This window comes from Lentzea sp. NPDC054927 (genome assembly GCF_053610285.1).
In genome coordinates this window covers 50,142-71,893 of the sequence record NZ_JBSGXZ010000030.1, presented here as the reverse complement: position 1 = coordinate 71,893, position 21,752 = coordinate 50,142, and the positions used below count along the sequence as shown (strand labels likewise).

22 protein-coding genes are annotated in these 21,752 nt (G+C 69.7%); 7 read left to right on the top strand and 15 right to left on the bottom strand.

Annotation, left to right across the window (positions count from 1 at the left end; all coding sequences use genetic code 11):
* Nucleotides 1–42 precede the first annotated feature (42 nt).
* Nucleotides 43–771, top strand: coding sequence for a hypothetical protein (locus ACWGE0_RS31180; protein ID WP_452264479.1), 729 nt, complete (start codon nt 43–45; stop codon nt 769–771).
* An 84-nt stretch (nt 772–855) separates the two neighbouring features.
* Here ACWGE0_RS31180 and ACWGE0_RS31175 read toward each other — a convergent pair whose 3' ends face one another.
* The 7 genes from ACWGE0_RS31175 to ACWGE0_RS31145 form a co-directional block, all read right to left on the bottom strand.
* On the bottom strand, nt 856–1,314 hold the full coding sequence (locus ACWGE0_RS31175; protein WP_452264478.1) for an SRPBCC family protein: 459 nt from the start codon (nt 1,312–1,314) through the stop codon (nt 856–858).
* Entirely contained in the window at nt 1,311–2,090 is a 780-nt protein-coding gene (locus ACWGE0_RS31170) for an SDR family oxidoreductase (RefSeq protein WP_452264477.1), read from the bottom strand. The genes ACWGE0_RS31175 and ACWGE0_RS31170 overlap by 4 nt, the downstream gene beginning before the upstream one ends.
* Nucleotides 2,090–3,238 carry a sulfotransferase family protein gene (locus ACWGE0_RS31165; RefSeq protein ID WP_452264476.1) on the bottom strand — a complete coding sequence of 383 codons (1,149 nt, stop codon included), beginning with the start codon at nt 3,236–3,238 and terminating at the stop codon, nt 2,090–2,092. The genes ACWGE0_RS31170 and ACWGE0_RS31165 overlap by 1 nt, the downstream gene beginning before the upstream one ends.
* Nucleotides 3,235–4,287: a DUF1214 domain-containing protein gene (locus tag ACWGE0_RS31160; RefSeq protein ID WP_452264475.1), complete on the bottom strand. Its 1,053-nt coding sequence runs from the start codon at nt 4,285–4,287 to the stop codon at nt 3,235–3,237. The genes ACWGE0_RS31165 and ACWGE0_RS31160 overlap by 4 nt, the downstream gene beginning before the upstream one ends.
* A gap of 59 nt (nt 4,288–4,346) precedes the next feature.
* Complete coding sequence (cysC, locus tag ACWGE0_RS31155) at nt 4,347–6,122, bottom strand: adenylyl-sulfate kinase (protein WP_452264474.1); 1,776 nt, start codon at nt 6,120–6,122, stop codon at nt 4,347–4,349.
* Nucleotides 6,122–7,009 (bottom strand): sulfate adenylyltransferase subunit CysD, encoded by an 888-nt coding sequence (gene cysD, locus ACWGE0_RS31150; RefSeq protein WP_452264473.1) that lies wholly within the window; start codon nt 7,007–7,009, stop codon nt 6,122–6,124. Before cysD ends, cysC begins: the two co-directional genes overlap by 1 nt.
* Before the next feature lie 65 nt (nt 7,010–7,074).
* Nucleotides 7,075–7,743 carry a 3'(2'),5'-bisphosphate nucleotidase CysQ gene (locus ACWGE0_RS31145; protein ID WP_452264472.1) on the bottom strand — a complete coding sequence of 223 codons (669 nt, stop codon included), beginning with the start codon at nt 7,741–7,743 and terminating at the stop codon, nt 7,075–7,077.
* Nucleotides 7,744–7,817: 74 nt separating this feature from the next.
* On the opposite strand from ACWGE0_RS31145, the gene ACWGE0_RS31140 reads away from it, so the two are divergent.
* Nucleotides 7,818–8,447, top strand: coding sequence for a TetR/AcrR family transcriptional regulator (locus ACWGE0_RS31140; protein WP_452264471.1), 630 nt, complete (start codon nt 7,818–7,820; stop codon nt 8,445–8,447).
* Here ACWGE0_RS31140 and ACWGE0_RS31135 read toward each other — a convergent pair.
* The 7 genes from ACWGE0_RS31135 to ACWGE0_RS31105 all read right to left on the bottom strand — a co-directional run bounded on the left by ACWGE0_RS31135 (nt 8,434) and on the right by ACWGE0_RS31105 (nt 16,514).
* Complete coding sequence (locus tag ACWGE0_RS31135) at nt 8,434–9,075, bottom strand: hypothetical protein (protein ID WP_452264470.1); 642 nt, start codon at nt 9,073–9,075, stop codon at nt 8,434–8,436. The two genes, ACWGE0_RS31140 and ACWGE0_RS31135, sit on opposite strands and share 14 nt — an antisense overlap.
* Before the next feature lie 78 nt (nt 9,076–9,153).
* Nucleotides 9,154–9,681 (bottom strand): cysteine dioxygenase, encoded by a 528-nt coding sequence (locus tag ACWGE0_RS31130; RefSeq protein ID WP_452264469.1) that lies wholly within the window; start codon nt 9,679–9,681, stop codon nt 9,154–9,156.
* A 27-nt stretch (nt 9,682–9,708) separates the two neighbouring features.
* Entirely contained in the window at nt 9,709–10,704 is a 996-nt protein-coding gene (locus ACWGE0_RS31125) for a YeiH family protein (RefSeq protein ID WP_452264468.1), read from the bottom strand.
* 69 nt (nt 10,705–10,773) lie between these two features.
* Nucleotides 10,774–11,679, bottom strand: a complete 906-nt coding sequence (locus ACWGE0_RS31120) for a LysR family transcriptional regulator (protein ID WP_452264467.1) — start codon at nt 11,677–11,679, stop codon at nt 10,774–10,776.
* A gap of 57 nt (nt 11,680–11,736) precedes the next feature.
* Nucleotides 11,737–13,455 carry a S8 family peptidase gene (locus ACWGE0_RS31115; RefSeq protein ID WP_452264466.1) on the bottom strand — a complete coding sequence of 573 codons (1,719 nt, stop codon included), beginning with the start codon at nt 13,453–13,455 and terminating at the stop codon, nt 11,737–11,739.
* Between the two features lie 145 nt (nt 13,456–13,600).
* Nucleotides 13,601–14,671 (bottom strand): alpha/beta hydrolase, encoded by a 1,071-nt coding sequence (locus ACWGE0_RS31110; RefSeq protein ID WP_452264465.1) that lies wholly within the window; start codon nt 14,669–14,671, stop codon nt 13,601–13,603.
* Nucleotides 14,672–14,774: 103 nt separating this feature from the next.
* Nucleotides 14,775–16,514 carry a BTAD domain-containing putative transcriptional regulator gene (locus tag ACWGE0_RS31105; protein ID WP_452264464.1) on the bottom strand — a complete coding sequence of 580 codons (1,740 nt, stop codon included), beginning with the start codon at nt 16,512–16,514 and terminating at the stop codon, nt 14,775–14,777.
* Between the two features lie 149 nt (nt 16,515–16,663).
* Between ACWGE0_RS31105 and ACWGE0_RS31100 the strand changes: the two genes are divergently transcribed.
* The 5 genes from ACWGE0_RS31100 to ACWGE0_RS31080 all read left to right on the top strand — a co-directional run bounded on the left by ACWGE0_RS31100 (nt 16,664) and on the right by ACWGE0_RS31080 (nt 20,263).
* Nucleotides 16,664–16,870, top strand: coding sequence for a hypothetical protein (locus tag ACWGE0_RS31100; RefSeq protein WP_452264463.1), 207 nt, complete (start codon nt 16,664–16,666; stop codon nt 16,868–16,870).
* A 72-nt stretch (nt 16,871–16,942) separates the two neighbouring features.
* Complete coding sequence (locus tag ACWGE0_RS31095) at nt 16,943–17,476, top strand: TlpA family protein disulfide reductase (protein WP_452264462.1); 534 nt, start codon at nt 16,943–16,945, stop codon at nt 17,474–17,476.
* A complete protein-coding gene (locus ACWGE0_RS31090) occupies nt 17,473–19,305 on the top strand; it encodes an ABC transporter ATP-binding protein (RefSeq protein ID WP_452264461.1) in 1,833 nt (610 codons plus the stop codon). The genes ACWGE0_RS31095 and ACWGE0_RS31090 overlap by 4 nt, the downstream gene beginning before the upstream one ends.
* Nucleotides 19,302–19,724 (top strand): S26 family signal peptidase, encoded by a 423-nt coding sequence (locus ACWGE0_RS31085; protein WP_452264460.1) that lies wholly within the window; start codon nt 19,302–19,304, stop codon nt 19,722–19,724. Before ACWGE0_RS31090 ends, ACWGE0_RS31085 begins: the two co-directional genes overlap by 4 nt.
* 5 nt (nt 19,725–19,729) lie before the next feature.
* Nucleotides 19,730–20,263: a MauE/DoxX family redox-associated membrane protein gene (locus tag ACWGE0_RS31080; protein WP_452264459.1), complete on the top strand. Its 534-nt coding sequence runs from the start codon at nt 19,730–19,732 to the stop codon at nt 20,261–20,263.
* Here the strand turns inward: ACWGE0_RS31080 and ACWGE0_RS31075 are convergent.
* Nucleotides 20,260–21,657: a hypothetical protein gene (locus ACWGE0_RS31075; protein ID WP_452264458.1), complete on the bottom strand. Its 1,398-nt coding sequence runs from the start codon at nt 21,655–21,657 to the stop codon at nt 20,260–20,262. The genes ACWGE0_RS31080 and ACWGE0_RS31075 overlap by 4 nt on opposite strands.
* Nucleotides 21,658–21,752 lie beyond the last annotated feature (95 nt).

The following is a 21,752-nucleotide window of genomic DNA, read 5'->3' as shown; positions in this document are numbered from 1 at the left end:
GTCCGATCCCGGCGGGGGCGCTGGTCTCCAGGATTGAGTGGCATGAGGGTTCTCGCGTTGGTGGTCGGTCCGGTGGTCTGGTTCGCCGCGTTGCTCGTGCGGCACCTCGGGGTGGAGACGGCGGGGCTGGACCGGGCGCGCTTCGACGCCGACCCGTTCGCCGCGCCGGAGCAGCTGGCCGCGTACGCGCACGATCCGGGGCTCGTCACGGCCGGGTACGCGTTGTTCGCGCTGGCGTCGATCCTGTTGTGCGCCACGGTGATCGTGTTCGCGCGGGAGATCGGCGGACGGCTGGCCCTGGCCGGTGCGGCGTTGTTCGTGGCGGCGCTGTTCGCTCGCCTGTACTTCTCGGGCATCGACCTGACGGCGTTCGAACTGGTGGACCGGATGGGACTGGAGCAGGCCACCTCGTTCGTGATGGGGTCCTATGTGGACCTTTCGTACGGGTTGTGGCGCATACCGGTGACGGCGTCGGCGGGGTCGATCCTGGGCGCGGTGCTGCTGGCCGTCGCGGGATGGCGCGCGCAGAAGCTGGGGGTCTTGCGGTGTGCGCTGCTGCTGTCGTTCGGCTGGGTGTTCATGGGGGTGTTGAAGGAGGCAACGCTTGCCGGTGTGCTGTTCGGGGGAGTGACGGCGGTGGTGCTGTTCGGCTGGTGGGTAGCGTGGCCTGGTGGAGGATCTGGGGAACATGACCGCGGTGCTGGCCGCCGACGTGGACGCGGTGTGAGGAGTTCTTCGCTCGGATCGGTCGGCGGCTGGCTGATCCGGTGATCGGCTGGAGTCAGGTGGTCGCGCCGATGTTGGCGATCGCGCACCTCACCCACGGCGGTCCGGAAGCCGCGATCGAGGAACTGCTCACGGTGTCAGCGTGAGCGCGGCAACCCGGTCGCGCAGGGCGTGGGCAACGGAATCGAAGCCGTTCTTGACGTACGCGCCCTGCGCCGCGAAGACCGCCTCCGCGTACTTGCCGGTGAACGTCTCGAACGTGTGGTAGCTGCACCGATCAGCCCCGAGCGGGGTGATCACCTGGTCGCGTACGCCGAGCAGGCCGGGGAACGTGTCACCCGTGTCGTAGCGCAACAACCTGGGCGGCTCGACGACGCGGATGTACTCGCGGCTCACCCACGTCCCCTCGCTGCCATCGGGCTTGGGCAGCGTGAGGTCGATCGGCGAGTCGACGGCCAAAGTCGTGTCCACAGCTTGGGTGTACGGATTCCACTGTGGATAGTTCGGGTAGTCGAGCAGAACGCCCCACACGAACGACGCGGGCGCGTCGATCTCCACGGTCACCGACTTGATCAGAAAATCGCTCATGCCGGCATGTACTCCCCGCCGTTGACGTCCAGCACCGCGCCCGTGATCTCGGAAGCACTGCGGGACAAGAGGAACAACACCGCGCCGGCACACGCCTCGTCGGTCGGGATGCGGCCGAGCGGGTTGCGCGCGGCGATCTCGTCGTAGACGTCCTGCTCGCTCACCCCGCGCGTGTTGGCGTTGATCTGCAGGTAGAAGCGCACACCCGGCCCGTCCAGCCAGCCCATGACGGCCTGGTTCGCGCGGATGCCGTGCGGGCCCAGCTCCAGCGCCATGAACTGGGTCGCGGTCGCCATCGCGGCTTTCGCCACCGCGTAACCGGCCTCGCCGCGCATCGGTTTGCGCGTGGTCATGGTGCCGATGTTGACGATCGAACCGCGCCCGGCCGCTTTCATGTGCGGCACGACCTCGCGGGTCACGTTCAACGCGCCGTACAGGATGATGTCCATCGACCGGCGGATCGCCTTCTCCGGCGTTTCCAGCAGATCGAAGAAGCCGGGGTGCCCGAACGCCGAGTTCACCAGGCCGGTGATCGTGCCGAACCGGTCGACGGCGGTCTGCACCAGCCTCGCCACGTCCTCGGGCTTGCGCACGTCGCACTGCACGCCGACCGCCTCGCCGCCGGCCGCGCGCACGTCCTTCTCCACCTGTGTCATCACTTCGGCGGACCGCGCCGCCATCACGACCTTCGCGCCCTCGGCGGCGGCGCGGAGGGCCAGCTTCGAGCCCAGGCCGGGGCCGACGCCGGTGATCACCACGACCTCGTCTTGGAGCATCACAGGTAAACCTCCGAGTAGAAGGCGAAGTCGCGCCGCAGCTGGTCCTCGGACAGCCCGAAGTCCGGTGGCGCGTAGGAGTGCGAGCCGTGCCGTTCGGTGCGGTTCTGCTCCAGGTAGGCCTCGAACGCCGCGTCGTCGGCGGGCCCGGCGGGCAGGCCCAGCGCGTCGAGCACCTGGCGGGCGACTTCCAGGGGTTTGCTGACGGTGTCGGCGAACCGCACGTCCACGAACCGGTCGGGGCGTTCCGCGCGGGCGACGGCGAAGTCCTGCAGGGTCTTGGCGAACCGGCGGGACCAGTACTGTCCAATGAGGACGGGGTCGGCCTTCTCGCTGTACTGCGACGACATCGCGCGCACCATCGAGGCGTACGACGGCACGGCGTTGACCGGCGAGCGATGGGTCATGACGATCTTGCAGCCCTCGAACTCGCTCAGCACGGTGTCGACGGCCGTCAGGTGGTGCGGCGACTTTAGGACCCAGGGCAGGTCGCGCGCGGGGTTCTGCCACTGCAACACCTGCAGCCACTCGCGCAGCTCGCGATAGGCGGGGCGTTGGTCGGCCGAGCGCAGCCAGTCGCCATAGGTCGGCACCCAGTAGAACGAGTCGTAGCTCATCGACACGAACGTCCGGTCGAGCAGGATCACGTCCTCCTCCGGTCCGTCCCACACAACCGTGTGCAGTTCGCCGAAGTCGGGGGAGAGCTGGGAGAACATCTGCATGCGTTCCTGGGCCCGGCGTTTGCGTTCGGCGGCGTCCGGCCCCTCGCCGGGGAACGGCAGCGGGTAGGCGACCTCCCACGACAACGTGGAGGTGACCTGAGGTGACGCCGCGAGCAACCGGTGCAACAGCGTCGATCCGGTGCGCGGCAGGCCGCAGATCTCAGCGGCCACGCGCACTTCGACGTCGAGCACGGACGGGTGCTTGCGTTGCAGGTCACGCAAGCGCAACCGGTCCGACAGCAGCGCGGTCAGCCGGTGCTTGGTCAGCTCGAAACCCAGCGGGGACAGCGCGGCCTCGGTGTTGAGGCTCCCGACGAGCACGTCGAGCGGTTCGCGGAACCAGTCGTCGCCGAAGTCGGAGAGACCGGTCTTCGCGGAGGCCTTCTCCAGCAGTTCGTCGACGTTCAGCGCGGTCGTGACCGTCATCGAATCTCCTCAAGGGTTACCACGCGGCACTTGGGGATCGGGTGGTCGGCCGCGCCGAGCCAGCGCAGCAACGCGGTGCCGGAGCTGTGACCGCAGGTGTCGATCCAGTTCCCGATGCCCGGATCGCGTTCCGCCACCACGATCGTGAGCCTGCCGTCGGCGTCCAGCACCGCCGTGTGCTTGTTGACGGTGATGCGACGGCGGTGGTCGAGCGACTCCATCCACCAGTTGTCCAGCTGGAAGTTCCAGTACGGGCAGTCCGGCACCTCGGTCTCGATCACCCACGCCTCGCCCGGCCGCAGCGTCCAGTACCCGTGCAGGTAGAAGATCTCCGGATCGCCGCCGGCGCGTTGGAACATCTCCTGGCCGAAGTCGGGAAGTTCGTTGGGGCGCGCCATGAACGTGCGGGTCCAGTGTGCGAACGTCGCCGCGGTGCCGTGCACGGACAACGCCGCTCGTCCCAGCGCCTTGCTCAAGAACTCGGGAGTCAGCTCGGCGGGTTCGGCCGGACCGCCGATCTGCTCGATGTGCCACTCACCGGGCGCTTCCGCGGCCCGGTCGAGGTAGGTCTGGCGGACGACGAGACCGGTCGAGTCCGGCGCCAGCGGCAGCCAGTTCCCGCTCTGCTCGGCAGCGCTCGCGATGATCTCCACCGTGCCGTCCGGCGCGACCACGAGATCCGCGTCGGTCAGCTCGCCGGTGGACGCCATGGTGCCGTCCTTGGCGTACCGGTTGGCCTTGGAACCGATGCTGAAGTACGCGATCGTGCCGCGGGTGCCGGTGATCCGGTAGCTCCGGTCGCCGCGGATGTTCGCGGACAGGTAGACGTTGTCCGGGTTGTCCGCACCGATCTTCACCAGGTCGAGCTCGTGGAAGCGCGGGAAGTCCGGGTCGGCGTTGTCCAGGCAGGAGTAGAGCATCTCGCGGGTCAGCCGGGCGAGGTACCGATAGCCCTCCGCACGGTCCAGCGCGGTGTCCGGACCGGAGAAGACCACCTCGCCGGCCTTCTCCAACGCCTGGCAGAACCTCGACCACGCCTGATCCGGCACGGCGGACCTCCCGAATGTAGAACGTGTTCTAGCGGAACATACCCGATTTTGGACAACGTTCAACAGACGCCGAGCGTGCGAAGTCTCGCCACCACGACCTCGGCGGCCGCCTCCGGGCTCAGCGCCGTGGTGTCGAGCCTGACCTCGGGGTTCTCCGGTGTCTCGTAGGGCGAGTCGATGCCGGTGAAGTTCGCCAGCTCACCCCGCCTGGCCTTGCGGTACAGGCCTTTCGGGTCACGTTGCTCCGCGACCTCGAGAGGCGTGTCGACGAAGACCTCGCAGAACTCGTTCTCGCCGACCAGGTCACGGGCCAGTGCCCGCTCGGCCCGGAACGGCGAGATGAACGAGACGAGCACGATCAGCCCCGCGTCGACCATCAGCGCGGCGACCTCGGCGATGCGCCGGATGTTCTCGACCCGGTCGGCGTCGGTGAACCCGAGGTCGGAGTTCAGCCCGTGCCGGACGTTGTCGCCGTCCAGCAGGAACGTGTGCCTGCCGTCCGCGTGCAGCGCCTTCTCGACGAGGTCCGCGATGGTCGACTTGCCCGCGCCGGACAACCCGGTCAGCCACACCACGCACGGCCGATGCCCGTTGCGTGCGCTCCGGGCCTGCTTGTCGACCGTCACGGCCTGCCACCGCAGGTTGGACGACGCGAGTGCGAAGTCGATCATCCCGGCGCCGACCGTGGCGTTGGTCAGCCGGTCGAGCACGACGAACGAGCCGAGATCGCGGTTCGTCCGGTAGCTCTCGAACGGCACGGGTGCGTCGAAGTGCACCTTGTCGACGCCGATCTCGTTGAGCTGCAACGCCTTCGTGGCGGTGAACCCGACGGTGCGGGCGCCGATCTTGGCCAGGTACTGCCGGCCGGGCAGCAGGCCGGTCTCGTTGAGCCAGACCAGGTGCGCCTGGAAGGAGTCCGCGATTCCCGGCGGATCGGCAGCGGCGGCCAGCACGTCACCACGGCTCGCGTCGACGTCGTCGGCCAGCACCACGGTGACCGACGATCCGGTCGGCGCCTCTGCCAGGTCGCCGCCCATGGTCACGATCCGGTCCACAGTGGAGGTTCGGCCCCCGGTGCACACCTCGTCGCCCCGGCGCAACGTCCCGCGCAGCACTCGTCCGGAGAAACCGCGGAACGTGGCGTCCGGCCGATTCACCCACTGCACGAGGAACCGGGACGGGCCTTGCCGCTGAGCCGCGACCTCCACCGTCTCCAGCCACTGCAACAGGGTTGGCCCGTCGTACCAGGGAGTCAGCTCGCTGCGGCCGACCACGTTGACGCCCTCGGTCGCGGACATCGGCACACAGGTGATCCCGGCGAAGTCCAGCTCCGCCGCGAACTCCGCGAACTCGGCCCTGACCTCGTCGAACGCCTCCTGCGAGTATCCCAGGAGATCGAGCTTGTTCACGGCCAGCGCGATGTGCCGAATGCCCAGCAGGGAAGCGATGCGGGCGTGCCGCCGAGTCTGGCTGAGCACACCTTTCGTGGCGTCGAGCAGGATCACCGCGGCCTCGGCGGTGGACGCGCCGGTGACCATGTTGCGCGTGTACTGCTCGTGGCCCGGCGTGTCCGCGACGATGAACCGCCGCGCTTCCGTTGCGAAATAACGATAGGCGACGTCGATCGTGATGCCCTGCTCGCGTTCCGCGGCCAGCCCGTCGACCAGCAGCGCGAAGTCCAGCTCACCGCCACGGGTGCCGACCCGCCGGGAGTCGGCTTCGAGTGCGGCGAGATGGTCCGCGTAGAGCAGTTTCGACTCGTACAGCAGCCGGCCGATGAGCGTGCTCTTGCCGTCGTCGACGCTGCCGCAGGTGATGAACCGCAGAAGCTCCATCAGAAGTACCCCTCCCGCTTCTTGCGCTCCATCGACCCGCTCTGGTCGTGGTCGATCAACCGGCCCTGCCGCTCGGACGTGGTCGCTGCCCGCATCTCCTCGACGATCTCCGGCACCGTCCTGGCCTCACTGCGCACGGCACCGGTCAGCGGATAGCAGCCCAGCGTCCGGAACCGGACCAGTTCGGTGCGCGGTTCCTGGTGCAACGGCATCCGGTCGTCGTCGACCATGATCAGCATGCCGTCGCGGTCGACCACCGGCCGCGGCGCCGCGAAGTACAGCGGCACCACGGGAATCCGCTCGCGTTCGACGTAGCGCCACACGTCCAGCTCGGTCCAGTTCGACAGCGGGAACACCCTGATGCTCTCGCCGGGCGCGACCCGCGTGTTGTAGAGCCGCCACAGCTCTGGCCGCTGGTTCTTCGGATCCCACTGGTGCTGCGCGGTCCGGAACGAGAAGACCCTTTCCTTGGCACGAGAGGCTTCCTCGTCCCTGCGCGCGCCGCCGAACGCGAGATCGAACCGGTGCTTGTCGAGCGCCTGCCGCAGTCCCTGGGTCTTCCAGAGATCGGTGTGCCGCGCGGACCCGTGGTCGAACGGGTTGATGCCCATCGCGACGCAGTCCGGGTTGCGGTGCACGATCAGGTCGAGGCCCAGTTCGGCGGCGGTCCTGTCCCGGAACGCGATCATCTCGCGGAACTTCCACGTGGTGTCGACGTGCAGCAACGGGAACGGCGGCTTCGACGGGTAGAAAGCCTTGCGCGCCAGGTGGAGAAGCACCGAGCTGTCCTTGCCGATCGAGTACAGCAGCACCGGCCGATCGGACTCCGCGACGGCCTCGCGGAAGATGTCGATGCTGTCGGCTTCCAACTGGTCAAGATGGTCCATGCGATCACCGCCGCGGGCACTGGGAGGTGGAACGGCGCTGTCGGCTTCGAGCTGGTCCAGGTGGTTCACGTGAGCGCCCCCGCGAGCTCAGGGCGGCAGATCAGCAGGTCGGGCAACCACGGATCGGGCTGGTTGTAGACCAGCGGCCGGCCGTCGGCGCGGGAGGCGTGCAACCCGGCTGCGCGGGCCACGAAGACCGGCGCGGCCGAATCCCACTCGTACATGCCGCCCGCGTGCAGGTAGGCGTCGGCCTCGCCGCGCACCACCGCCATCGTCTTCGCGCCCGCGCTGCCCATCGGCACCAGCACGGCGTCGATCGCTTCGGCCACCCGCTGCGCGAACGCGGGCGGACGGGTGCGGCTGACCACGATCCTGATCTGGCGGTCGCGTCGAGCCTGCTGGGTGTGGCTCTGTGCGGGCACCGCGACGGCTCCCGCGACGAGGTCCCCTCGTTCCCAGAGCGCCACGTGCACGGCCCAGTCGGTGCGGCCGGGCTCGGCGTACTCGCGGCTGCCGTCCAGCGGGTCGATGATCCACACCCGGTCCGCGGTGAGCCTGCGGGGATCGTCTGGGGCCTCCTCGGACAGCACCGAGTCGTCCGGCCGATGTTGTTTCAGTTGCGCGGCAAGGAAGATCTGCGCGGTCAGGTCGCCGCCACCCGGTCGCACCCTGACCAGCAACCGGCCCGTCTCGATGGCCAAGCGTCTTGCCAACTCGCCGTCGGTCTCCGCCATGGGACCGACTGTAGCGACCAAACCGAACAACGTTCAATATGCTTTTGAACGTTGTTCAAGTTAGGCTGAACGGCGTGAGCACCGAGCAGGCGAATGCGAAGAACACGGCGTGGGGTGACGCGGAGGGCAGGCGGCGCGACATCCTGTCGTCCGCGGAGCTGATCCTCGAACAGCACGGCTACGCGGGCCTGACCATGCGCGCGATCGCGCTGGGGGCGGGTGTCAGTTCCGGCACCGTGTACCAGTACTTCTCCGGCAAGGAGGACGTGTTCGCGGCGTTGATGGAACGCCGGCTGGACGACCTGCAGCGCACGCTCGCGCGGGTCGACCGGAGCCTCGGCATCGCCGGTGTGCTGCGCGAGATCGAGCCCCAGGTGACGGACCTGTGGCGGCGGTTCGGTCGGTCGGCCGCGCAGTGGGAGGCGAAGGTGCTCTCCGGTGGCCGCCGGGGCAAGGAGGTCGCCGGGTCCGCACAGGACTACCGCAAAACGATCAAGGCGCTGGCCAAGGCGTTGCACGAGACCGCGGAGGCCTCAGGGCAGGCGCTGATCGACGACCCGGCGCTGCCGCACTGGGTGTGGGACTCGCTGATCGGGCTGGCGGACGACCTGCTGCTGCAGGGCGCGCGGACCAACAGGGTCAAGCCCGCTCAGCTGATCGCGTTCGCGACCGGGGCGATCGAGCGGGGCGTCATTTCCCGGTGACGAGTGAGTCCAGCGTGGCGTTGCCGTGTTCGCCGCAATGCCGGCGGGACGCGTCGAGCGTGGCGGGTTTGTTCGCTTCGTCCGGTCTGCCGACCTGCCCGAACAGCCGTCTCAGCAGCTCGGCCTGCTCGTCCAGGCCGACCCGCAGGAAGTCGCTGCACGTGGAACGCACGGTGAGGCGGTTGTCCGCCGGCATCAGATCTATCGGGCCGAGGATGAACAGCAACGCGATGATGATCGCCAGGCCACCCGCGATGATGGCGCCGCTGGACGAGGTCTTCCGCGGCGCGAGCCACGCCTCCGCCTGTTCGATGAACGGCTCGACGGGTGTCAGCTCGTGGTCGACCCAGAACTCGAAGCTGTCGCTGCCCGTCACGTCGAACTGGGCGTGACCTGCGGCGATCAGGATGCGAACGACCTGTTTGCGCTCGTAGGACCCCGTCCAGAACGGATCGGGCCGCACGAGCACGAGCCGGTCCGGCAGCAGGAACACCACGTCGCGCTCGCCGCGAGCGAGGCGCTGGGTCTGTCCCGGCTGCACGACCATGCCGCCCAGCCGCGCCAGCACCTGGTCGCGTTCGTGCTCGCCGAGAGCCTGGGCGGCCGTCGACCACAGATCGGGTTCCACGTCACTGCTATCGCTGGAGCACCGGAGATTGGTTAGCAAGCTGAACCGATGTTCGTCCCAATGGCTCCGAACTGTTGTCTAAGACGCGACCGGAAGGTCGTAGCGGCGCCGGATGCTGGTGCCGAGCAGGCCGATGTCGGCGCCGTAGACGTGGATCGAGATCGCGGCCGAGTTCGAGCTGTTGCACACCTTGTGGATGTCTCCCGGCGGCACCAGGTACGACGCCACGCCCTGCGGCGTTCGGTTGGTGCGCATCTGGACTAGACGGTCGCCCACGAGCCGGTAGGTGGTCTCTTCTTCCTCCCCTACATACGTGCCCACCACGCACCACGACACGTGGTCGTGGATGCACGTTTCCTGGCCCGGCAGCCACACGAGCGCGACGACGGAGAAGCTGCCGTCGGGTTCCACGTGCAGAACGTGCTGGCGGTAGGCGTTCGGGTCGGGCTCGCGGTGTTCGGCGTCCAGCAGCAGCGGGTCGGAGAGATGCCTGGTCAGGGCTTTGGTCACGCGTGCGGCGACGGCGTGGTCGTCACCGCCGGCGGTCACCGCGGTGCGGATCGCGCCGACCAGGAGTGCGGCGGTCGGTGAGAGCAGACGAGGCATGGGTGACTCCTTCGCTCACGACGTGAATCACATGATCAACAAGGCTCCGGTCAGCGCGACCGCGGCGATCAGGACGGTGGACAGCAGGCCCAGCGTCAGCGCGGGCAGACCGGAACGGATGAGGGAACGCAGGCGCACGGCCGTGCCGAGCGCGAACATGCCGGCGGCCAGCAACAGGTTGTCCACGAACGTCGCGGCCGACAGCACGACGTCCGGGAGGAGATCGGTGGCGCGCACGGCCGCCGCGACCAGGAATCCGACGACGAACAACGGCACGATCGGCGGGCGCTTGCCGGCGGACGGGAACCTGCGGCGTTCGGCGATGCTCACCGCGGCGAGCATCGGGGCCAGCAGCACGACCCTGGTCAGCTTCACCGCGACCGCGATGGCGAGCGCTCCGGTGACCGGTCCGGCGGCGGCGACCACCTGGGCCACCTCGTGCACGCTGCCGCCCGCCCACACGCCGTACGCGGCGGGGGACAGGCCGGTGAACGGGTACAGCGCCGGCAGGCTGAACATCGCTACGGTGCCGAAGAGCGTGACGAGCCCGAGCGCCCTGGCGACGTCCTCCTCGTCCTGCTCGCGCACGCCGTTCATCGCGGCCACGGCGGACGCGCCGCAGATCGAGAACCCGGTGGCGATCAGCAGCGACAGGCCTTCACCGACGCCCAGCTTCCGTCCGAGCCAGCGGGTCACGACGAACGTCACCACCACGGCGACCATCGCGAGCACCAGCACCTCGTAGCCGAGCGCCAGCACGTCCCGGAAGACCAGCTTCAGCCCGAGCAGCACGATGCCGACCCGCAGCAGCCGCCGTCCGGCGAGCTTGATGCCGGGGGTGAGCGACGACGGGAGCGTCACGACGTTGGCCACCACGGCTCCGAGCAGCACCGCGGCCGTCAGCGCGCTGACCGACGGCACCAGCCAGGCGACGATCATCGCGACGACGACACCGCCGCCGACCAGCGTCAGGCCGGGTACCGGTGAGTCGGTCGCGTGCGCAGTCGTCCTGATGCTGCCCATACCCGCAACCATGACCGGGCTGAGCTATGCGCAGAAGATGGCCATTGCTTGGTGGGTCATAAGGCGCCGTTATACGTTCCGTTGGGCCGCGGTGATCAACGCGTCCACCGTGGCGCGCACGATCGGCAGCCGGATCAGGTCCGGCCACGTGTACAGCGCGGTCTGCCGGTGCGCGCAGGCCTCCACGTCGACAGTGGTCAGGCCGGGATGCCGCAGGAACGACAGCACCAGCCGCGGCACGAGCGCGACCCCCAGCCCGGCACTGACCAGGCTCTGGATGGCCAGGTTGTCGTCGGTGGAACAGGTGATGTCGGGCGTGAAACCGGCGTCGGCGCAGGCCTGGTCGAGCGCGTGCCGGCAGCGCGGACAGCCCGCGATCCAGCGTTCGTTCTCGGTCTCGGCCAGCGACACCCGCTCGCGGCCGGCTAGCCGGTGGCCGACGGGCACGAGCAACGCCATCGGTTCGCGCAACAGCGGCACGTGCAGCATTCCGGCGACGGCGGCCTCGTCCTGCGGCTCACCCTCGTAGCTGAAGCTGATCAGCAGGTCGGCCGCACCGCGCCGGAGCAGCCCGAACGAGTCGGGCGGTTCTTCCTCGACGAGCTCGAGCCGCAGGTGGGGACGTTCCTCGGCCAGGATCGCGGCCGCGGCCGGCACGAGCGAGACGGTCGCGCTGGGGAACGCGCAGATCCGGATGGTGCCGATGTCGTGCGTCGCGATCGCACTGATCTGCTGGTGGGTCGCCGCCAGCTCGTCCAGCAACGCGGTGCCGCGTTCGGCGAGGATGCGGCCGGCCTCGGTGAGGTGCAGCCCGCGGCCGGTGCGGACGAACAACGGGCCGCCGATCTGCCGTTCCAGCGCGCGCATCTGCTGGCTGATCGCCGGCTGGGTGCAGTGCAACTCCCGCGCGGCGGCGCTGAACGACCCGGTCCTGGCCACGGTCGCGAACACCTCTAGCTGGCGGGTATCGAGCATTTCCGCACTCTAAGCCTGATCGGCCGCCCAGATCGGGCGGCCGATCAGGTGTCGCTCCTAGAAGGTCAGCTTCCAGGAGTTGATGTAACCGGTGTCCTGACCTGCGACGTCCTGGACCTTGAGGTTCCAGACGCCGTTCGCGACCTCGCTGGACGCGTTGACCGTGTAGGTCGTCACGATGTTGTCGGCGGAGTCGTTGCTGGAGGCCTTGAGCCGGTACGCCGTGCCGTCCGGGGCGATCAGGTCGATGACCAGGTCACCGCGGTAGGTATGCACGATGTTGACGTCGACCTTCAACGTCGCCGGGGCGTTGCCGGTGATGCCGGAGACCGTGATCGGGCTGGTCACGGCCGCGCCGGCGTCCGGGATGGCGACGTCGGCGGTGTTCTCGAACGAGCCGCCGCCGGGAGGGGTGCCGGTGTCGACCGCGGCGAACGCGTCGACGCGGCCCTCGCCGAAGAAGTTGTTCTTGGCCGTGGTGCCGCTGCACCGGCTGTCCGTGCAGCTCAGGTCGTCCGCCTGGGTGGCGAGCAGCTGACGCAGCTGGGCCGGGGTGGCCGTGGCGTTGGTCGACTTCAGCAGTGCTGCCACGCCCGCGACGTGCGGGGAGGCCATCGACGTGCCCGACTTGCTGCTGAAGCCGCCGCCGGGGGCGGTCGAGTAGACGGCGTCACCTGGTGCGGCGACGTGGATCTTGTCGGTGCCGTAGTTGGAGAACGACGACTTGCCGTTGCCCGAGGTGATCGACGCGACGGTGACGACCCCGGAGACCTCGGTCGGCACGCTCAGGCACGCGTTGGTGATGTTGCGCTGCACCGGGGTGGAGTCGTTGGGGCTGGCCGTGTCGCGGGTCTTGTTCGCGAGGTTGTAGTTCTCGTTGCCCGCCGCGGCGACGTTCAGCACGCCCTTGCCCTCGGCGTAGGCCACGGCCCGCTTCACGCCCTCCAGGATGGCGTCCTGGTCGGCGTTGTCCGGGCAGTTGAACAGCCACGGGTCGGTGTAGTAGCTGTTGTTGGTCACCTCGAACCCGCGGTCACCGGCGAAGACCATGGCGCAGATGGTGTTCTCCGGGAAGAACAGCGTGGTGCCCGGCTCCGCGATGCGCACCGAGGCGATCTTCACGCCCGGCGCCACGCCGACCATGCCGCGGCCGTTCTTGGCGCCCGCGATCGTGCCGGCGACGTGCGTGCCGTGGGTGTCGACGTCCCGCCACGAACCGTCGCGGGTGTCGAGCTTGCCGTAGGCGCACGACGCCGAGTTGGCCTTGTCGAAGTTCGGCTGGAGGTCCGAGTGCAGGTCGTCGACCCCGGTGTCCAGAACTCCGACCGTCACGTTCGGCGAGCCGGGGTTGACCGCCCACGCCCGGTCGGCGCCGATCTGGGTCATGTCCGACCGCGACGTCTCCGTCGTGGTGGTCGGCGTCTGGGCCTTCGCGGCGGGGATCGCCGGGTTGGCCGCCGCGGCGGGGACGTCCGACGTGCGCGACGCTCCCACCTTCTGCACGCCCGCGACGGTTCGCATCTTGGTCGCGAAGTCTGCGGCACCCGAGTGGGCGACGATGACACCGATCGCGTCGTAGCTGCTGAACACCGTGCCGGCGTTGCTGCCCACCGCCGTCTTCGCCGCGGCGGTGTCGCCGGGCGCGGTGATGACCAGATATGCGCGCGTACCTGCGGCAGGTGCCGCTGCGGCGGGGGTGGCCGCCGTCAGCACACCGGCGCCCACGGCCGCGGCGATGACCGCGGTGCGCAGGCGTGCTCGTGAACCCAGGAACACGATTCCTCCAAAACTCCCTAGCGGGCGATGCCCACGCAAGTCGCGCGGGTGCAGGGGCCCGTTAAACGCATTAGAGGAGGTCAGGACGGATTCGGGACGCGCCGTTCCAGAAATGCCCCGTTCGGCTCACGCCGAACGTCGCACGTCAGGCGTGTTGCATGACCAATCGGACGAAGTGGTTCATGTCCGCCTGCACGCACGCCTCGTCCGCGTGCTTGCCGGTGCAGCCCGGCGCCCACCCGCTGCCGTCGCCGTAGTCGGAGAAGTGGAACGGGATGCCCGCGGCGGTGAGGTTCGCGGCGGTCACCAGGTTCGTCTCCCTGGCCCGGTGCTCGAGCACCGCCTGGATCGGGTTGACGGTCAGGTCGCCGCCGTTGCCGGTGTACAGGGCGACGCCCATGCCCCGCAGCGACCCGACGTGGTGGGCCGGGCTCTGCGCGTTCCACACGCCGTCGAACGGCCAGACCGGCGGTCCGAAGATCGCGTCGACGCCCACGGCCGGGCTGCCGGAACCGGGGTTGACCTCACTGGCCACCACCGCCGCGCGCACCTCGGAGTTGCGCAGGTCGAGGCCGCCGGAGAAGCTGCCGGCGTAGCTGAACAGGTCGGGCCGGTGCTCGGCGTAGTGCAACGCCCCGAAGCCGCCCATCGAATGTCCGACGATCGCGCGGCCGGCCCTGGTCGCGACGGTGCGCAGGTTCGCGTCGACGAACGGGATCACCTGCTCCAGGTGGAACGTCTCCCAGTTCTGCGGCCCGGTGGCGCCGGGATTGACCCAGTTCGAGTACCAGCCGCGCCCGCTTCCGTTGGGCTGCACGGTGATCAGCGGCACGCCCGCGGTCGCCTTCTCGACGACGCGCTGCCCCCACTGCGCGTCGGGCCGGTCGGGGTGGCCGTGCAGGTAGTACTGCACCGGGTAGCGGGTCGCGGTGTCGTAGTCCTCGGGCAGCGTGACGACGATGGCGTGCCTGCCGGGTTCCTGGCCGGGCAGCAGCGTCGGCGTGGGCACCTGGTTCGTGGAGACGCTGAAGACGAACGTGCGGTGGTTGTCGTCGACCCACCTCGGCTGGCTCGTCACCACCAGACCGAACCCGTCGGTGAACTGGGGCGGCGACTCGGCGGCCTTCGCCTGCGGGCTCGACAACGTCGTCGCGGCGGTCAGGGCGGCGATCAGGCAGGCCCCGCGTTGTCGCGCGGTGCGGAATCGGCTCGTCATGGAACTCCCCCTCGGTTGCGGTGACCTGATCATGGCGTCGCGCCAGGACCGGGAGCCAGGCCACCCGACCGGCCATCCGTGGCCGGGTGGCCTCACCAGCGGGTTACCGGAACACCACGGCGTGCGCGACCGGGCCCTGGCCGGCGGCGAACAGGCGCATCAGCCCCGGCAACCGGTAGGTGTCGCCGTCGCCCCACTCCGCGAGACCGAGGTCGACCAGCCGGTCCAGCGCCGCCTCGGTCTCCAGCACGTCCGCGCCCAGCAGGGTCGCCGCGGCGGTGACGTCGCACAGCTCGTGCCCGCCGAGGAGCCGGAACGCCGCGGCCGTCAGCGGGTCGGTGACGGCGCTGAAGGCGGTGGCGCACGCCGCGCGCACCGACTCGCCGCCGAAGCTCAGCTCGTCCAGCCTGCGCTGCCGCGGTGCCAGCCGGCGGGCGAGCCACGACAGCGGGCGCGCCGGGCGGTGCGCGAGGATCGTGCCGGCGATGTGCAGCGCGAGCGGAATCCCGTGGCAGCACTGGACGATCTGGCCCGCGGCGGAGGGTTCGGACTCCGCTCTCGGTGCCAGCCGGGTCAGCAGTTCGAGGCCGTCCGCGTCGGACAGCGGGCCGAGCCGGAGGTGTTCCGCGCCGTCCAGCAGGAGCGGGGCCCGGCTGGTGATCAGCACCGCGCACGGGCCGGTCGCGGGCAGCAGGTCGCGCAACGGTGCGGGGTCGGTTGCTCCGTCGAGCACCATGAGCACCGCGCGGTCCGCCAGCCGGGACCGCAGCAGCGCGGCCGCCTCGTCCACCGCGTGCGGCACCTCGGAGACGCCGAGGTGCCGCAGCAGCCGGTGCGGGACGCGCGTCGCCTGACGGAGGTCGACGTAGAGCTGGCCGTCGGGGAACACCGGGGCGGCGCGATGTGCGGCCTCCAAGGCCAGCGCGCTCTTGCCGACGCCGCACGGTCCGTGCACCACGGCTACGGCGGGCGCGTCCCTGGCGAGCAAGGCCTGCAGCCGCGCCACCTCGGATCCGCGGCCGGAGAACGACCGGCAGGGCGCCGGGAGCTCTCTGGGCGCGGGCACCGAGGAGGCGCGCACGGCGACGGCGGCGGTCAGCTTCGGGTCGCGGTCCAGCACGGCCTGGTGCAGTTCGACGAGCTTCGGCGAGGGCTCCAGGCCGAGCCGGTCGGCGATCACCCTGCGGTAGTCGGTGTAGACGGCGAGGGCTCCGGCCAGGTCACCCGCGCGGTACAGCGCGGTCAGCAGGTGCGCCCGCGGCCGTTCCCGCAACGGGTGATCGGAGACGAACTCGCGCAGTGGAGCGATCAGCTCGTGGTGCTCACCGAGTCCCAGCCGGGCGTCGAAGTGGTCCTCGGACACCGCCAGCCGCAGCTCCTCGACCGGCGCGATGGACGCGGCCAGCGCGGCGCAGCCGGCCAGGTCCTCCAGCACCGCGCCCCGGCACGTGGAGAGCGCCTCGCCGAGGTGCCGTGCGGCGGTGGCGTGATCACCGCGGGACAACGCCACCCGGCCCGCGTCGGTGCGTTCGGTGAACAGGTGCAGGTCCAGTTCGCCCGGCCGCAACGTGAGCTCGTAGCCCGCCTGCCGTCCGACGATGCGCTGCCCACCGCCGGGCAGCACCTGGCGCAGGCGGTTGGCGTAGGTGCGCAGGTTCGCCACCGCGGACATCGGCGGCTCGTCGGCCCACAGCGCGCGGACCAGCCTGCGGATCGGCACCGTCCGGCCGGGGTTGAGCAGCAACGTGGCGAGCAGGAGGCGTTGTTTGAGCGAGCCCAGCGCGACGCTCGTGCCGCGGGCGCGCACCTCGATCCTCCCGAGAACCCTGAACTCGACTGACACGCCGCCGATCCTGGCTGTGGCCGCTGACACACCGCCGACACGGCATACACGCGGCCGTGTACGCGCGCTGGCCCTCTCCGTGTACCTGCCGTTTCTACGTTGGCGCCATCGACGCCACCCGGCGTGGAGGAAGTGAGGGAGCGCGACACATGCGCAAGACGTTGGAACTGCTCAGCGACAAGCTGCTCGGCGTGTTCGTGGCCAAGGTCGACGTGGGTGCGGCCTGCCCGCCGGACCCGTTCTACAAGCACTGCTACTGCCGTGAGCGCAGTGACTTCCGCCAGCGCTGTTCGTACAACGGCGCCTGCCGGGTCACCTGTGGTCCCTGCACCGCCTTCCGGATCTGCGGCGCGTGATCTGACGCCGTGAGTGGCGGGCGCGTCCCGCCACTCACGGCTCCCGTTCCCCTCTAGCTTCGGAGACTTGCCATGTCAGTGCTGACCGCCGCGGTCGTGGTCGTCGGAATCCTGTGCGTGCTGGACCTGCTGCTGAGCTTCGGCATCATCCGGCGGTTGCGCGAGCAGAACGAGGCGCTGCGCGACCTGCGGGAGAAACAGGCGGCGACCGAACCGGACATCATGGCGCCGGCCGGTTCCGCGATCTCACTGTCCGCTGTGGACGCTGCGGACGCTGCGGACGCTGTGGACGTTTCGGGCGCGCTGGTCGGCTTCTTCTCGCCGAACTGCGAGCCGTGCAAGGAACGCGTGCCCCAGTTCATCGAGTACGCGACCGGTCACCGCGGCAAGGTGATCGCGATCGCGGCCGGAGATCCCGACGAGGTCGCCGACCTGGTCGTGCGCCTCGGCGAGGTCGCCGAGGTCGTCGTCGAGGAGATGGGCGGCCCGCTGCACACCGCGTTCGGCACCACCGGTTACCCGGCGGTGTGCCTGGTCGACGACGACTCCACGGTGGTGGCGAGCGGCTGGGAGATGTCCGCGCTGCCGGTTCCCGCGTCCCGGTGACCACCGATCTCGGCGCCCGCCGGGTGCTGTCGCTCCTGGTCGGCGCTTTCCGCCTGACTCGGGCGGCCGCGCCGGCGGGCACACCTCTGTACGCGCTGCTCTGCCTGCTCGCCGGTGTGGTGCCGCTCGCGGCGGCGTGGTGCACCAAGGTCCTGCTGGACGGCCTGGCGGCTGGTGGCGGCTGGGCGACGCTGGTGCCGTGGGCGGTCGCGCTGGCGGTGACGGGCCTGGTCAGCGGCCTGCTCCCGGTGGCGTCGGAGTACCTCAAGCAACGGCTGGACCGTGCCGTCGCGGTGCTGACGATGGACCGCCTCTACCAGGCCATGGGCCGCCTCACCGGCCTGGCGCGGATGGAGGACCCGCGGTTCCGCGACAAGCTCCAGCTGGCGCAGCAGACCGGCCGCAGCGGCCCCGGCCAGCTCGTCGACGACGGGCTGGGCGCGGTGCAGGCGGCGGTGACGACAGGCGGGTTCCTGGCGACGTTGCTCGTGCTCGACGCAGGCATGGCCGTGGTCGTGCTGCTCGCGGCCATCCCGGCGTTGATCGCTCACCTGCGGCTCAGCCGGGCCAGGGCAGAGGTGCTGTGGTCGATCACCCCGGCCGAGCGGCGCGAGGTGTTCTACGCGGAACTGCTGTCGAGCCTCGACGCCGCGAAGGAACTGCGGCTGCTCGGCCTCGGCGACCTGTTCCGGCGCCGCATGCTCGTGGAACTGACCGCCGCGCACGCCGTCGTGGAGGGCCAGGACCGCCGCGACGCGCGCGTCCGCGGCCTGCTCGCCGGTCTGACCGCGCTGGTGTCGGCCGCCGGGCTGGTCTGGTCGGTGTGGCTCGCCGCCGCGGGATCGCTGTCGATCGGTGACGTCGCGATGTTCGTGGCCGCCGTCGCCGGGGTGCAGGGCGCGTCGCAGGGTCTGGTGCACAATCTCGCCTCCGCGCACCACTCGGTGTTGTTGTTCCACCACTACCAGGAGATCGAGTCACAACCACCGGACCTGCCTCTCGCCGTTGCTCCTTCGGCGGTTCCGCCGCTGCACCGGGGAATCGAGCTGCGCGACGTGTGGTTCCGCTACGCCGAGGACCAGCCGTGGGTGTTGTGCGGCGTGAACCTGACCATCCCGCACGGCCGTTCACTCGCCCTGGTCGGCCTGAACGGCGCGGGAAAGTCGACGATCGTCAAGCTGCTGTGCCGCTTCTACGACCCCAGCCGCGGCGCGATCCTGTGGGACGGCGTCGACCTGCGCTCGTTCGCGCCCGAGGAGCTGCGCGCCCGCGTCGGCGCTGTATTCCAGGACTACATGCGCTACGACCTCAGCGCCGCCGAGAACATCGGCCTGGGCGATGTGTCCTCAATGGACGATCGTGTCCGTGTGGTGGCGGCCGCACAACGCGCGGGCGCCCACGACGTGGTGACGGCTCTGCCTCGCGGCTACGACACGTTGCTGTCCCGCATGTTCTTCGACGAGTCCGACCGCGAGGACCCGGAGACCGGCGTGCTGCTCTCGGGTGGCCAGTGGCAGCGACTTGCGCTGGCCCGGGCGTTCCTGCGCGACCGCAGGGACCTGATGATCCTGGACGAACCGAGCTCCGGCCTGGACGCACAAGCCGAGCACGAAGTGCACAACAGCCTGCGCCGGCACCGCGGCGAGGCGACGAGCGTGCTGATCTCCCACCGCCTCGGCGCGGTCCGCGACGCGGGCGTGATCGCGGTGCTCACGGGTGGCCAGGTCACGGAGCTCGGCACGCACGACGAACTCCTGTCGCTCGACGGCGACTACGCGCGGCTTTTCCGCCTGCAAGCTTCGGGCTATGACGAGGTGGTGACCAGATGACATGGGTGCTGACGGCGATCGTGATCGTCGCGCTGGCGGCGTGGATCCTAGTGCTGCGCAACCGTTTGCTGGTGGTGACGGTCCACGGCGTGAGCATGGAACCGACCTATACCTCCGGCGACCGGCTGCTCGTTCGCCGCGCCCGGCTGAACCGCGTCCGCGCGGGCCAGGTCGTGGTGGTGCGGGTCGATGGCGCCGCGCCGGACGACCCCACGGGCGGCCGCATGGTGAAGCGCGCGGTGGCGGTACCGGGCGATCCCGTACCGCCGCGGATCCCTGTGCCCGGCCCACGTGTGCCGGTGGACAGCCTGCTGGTGCTCGGCGACAACCTGGCGCGCAGCAACGACTCCCGCCGGCTGGGCTATCTCCCCGCGGACGCGCTGATCGGCGTGGTGGTCCGCCCGATCGGCCGGAGGTGACTTCGATGGTGCTGAGCGTGGTCGCTTCAGCCCTTTGTGGACTTGTGCTGCTGGTCTCCGCACTCAGCAAGGTGCGCGGCGGGACGGACTACGCGGACTTCGTCGCGACGGTGCCCGCGTTCGGGATCCCGGCGCGCTGGACGTCCTTCTTCGCCGTCGCGACGGTCGTGGCGGAGTTCGTGATCGCCCTGGTGCTGCTCGGATCCGTGCTCGCCGGACGCTGGTTCGCCGTCGTCGGCCTGGTGCTGGCGGCCGGCCTGTTCGGCGTGCTGACCGCGGCGGTGTGGCGCGCGGTGGCCCGAGGATCCGGTGCGGTGTGCCGGTGCTTCGGACGCACCCGCACCACGTTGACGCGCCGGCACGTCGTGCGCAACGCCTCGCTGCTCGGGGTCGCCTTGCTGGGCCTGATCTCCGCGGGGGCCGCGGATGTCGAGGCCGGGCCTGCGGCTGTGTCGCTGGCGGTGGTCGTCGGGACGGTGGGTGCGGTGCTGGTGGTGCGGTTCGACGACCTCGCGGATCTGGTCGCGGGTCCGGCCTAGCCCTGCTCCCCGGACTTCTCGGAGCGGACGGTGTGGCCGCGCAGGTCCTTGGTCTGGATCGCCCAGTACGCCGCGAACTCCGCGATCAGAAGGGTCTCGATGATGAGGATCAGGTGGGGGCTCTTGACGGTGAGGTTGGCGACCACGCAGACGATCAGGGTGAGTGCCATGACGGCCGCCACCCAGCCGTAGACGTTCTTCCGCTTCGTCACGGTCGAGTCGTCCTTGCGGTCGATGTGGTTGATCACCACGACGGCGATGATGCAGACGAACAACGTGGTCGCCGCGATCCCGTGCGCCCTCTCCACGAACTGGCCGTTGAGGGACCACAGGGCGGCGAGGACGACGAGCTGCGCGCCCAGGCCCGCACCGATGCGCCACACCTCCAGGCGGGGGCGAGGTGCGGACTTGTCCTTCTTGAGGCGAACGATGAACGCGATGAACGTGGCCACGAACGCGACCAGGAGCAACGGCAGGACGTTCCTCCACACCAGGAACGACTGCTCGACACCGAGCCCGACGTAACCCTTGTTCAGGCAGACGGAGATGGTCGTGTCTTTGTAGACGGGGTCCGCCGTGGGGACGAAGGCGACGATGAACGCCATGAAGCCGGCGATGTCGAGAAGGAGGTTCTCCTGGTAGGTCGTGCCCTGGTAGACGACGAGGCAGATGCCGATCGCCACGAGCACGCCGACGAACATCGGCTGCAGCGGCGAGTAGTAGAAGGCGCTGATGGAGTGCATCGCGCACCACTCCTGCACGCCCTGGATCGCCAGCGCGATCAGGAGCATCACGACGATCAGCGTCAATGCCAGCCGGAGTGAGAAGTAGGTCTGCTCGACGCTCTCTCCCTTGTGGTACCTCACCGGTTTGCTCCGCCACAGTCGTATGCCTGCCAGGACCACCAGCGCGCCGACCGCGATGGCGAGGAACACGTACTTGAGGATCCCGGCCCCGTGGGCGGTGACCAGCGCGGCACGGGACGGGTCCGGGGAATCGAGTGCGATCAGGATCGCGATGTCCTCCACCGCGTCCGATGCGCCGGCGATCACCGGCAGCAGCGCCAGTTTCCGAACCTTCTGGAGAACGTTCGGAGGCTCGGTCAGCGCGCGGATCGCCATGGCGAGCACGACCGTGTACAGGGCCATGAACAGGAAGTCGAGCAGCTCGAATCTCCAGTAGGCCTGCCGCGCGGGCTCCTTGAGGCCCTGCAACAGGGTTTCGGCGGCGTTGACGTCGAACGCGAACTGCGTGTCGAGCACCTCGAAGCGGTGAACGTTCTGGATGGACGGCGCGCTGAAGTCGAGGAACGGCGCGACACCGATCAGGACGCCCACGACGGCGAGCAGTCCGGTCAGCACCGCGAGCAGGATCAGCTCTGGTCTTCGCTGCATGTCCGCGGCCTCCGGTCTGTCTTCCCCGACAGCGTTCGACCCTGGATCGCAGCCCCGTGACCCCGCGTTATGGCCGTGACAGAATCGTTGCCCGA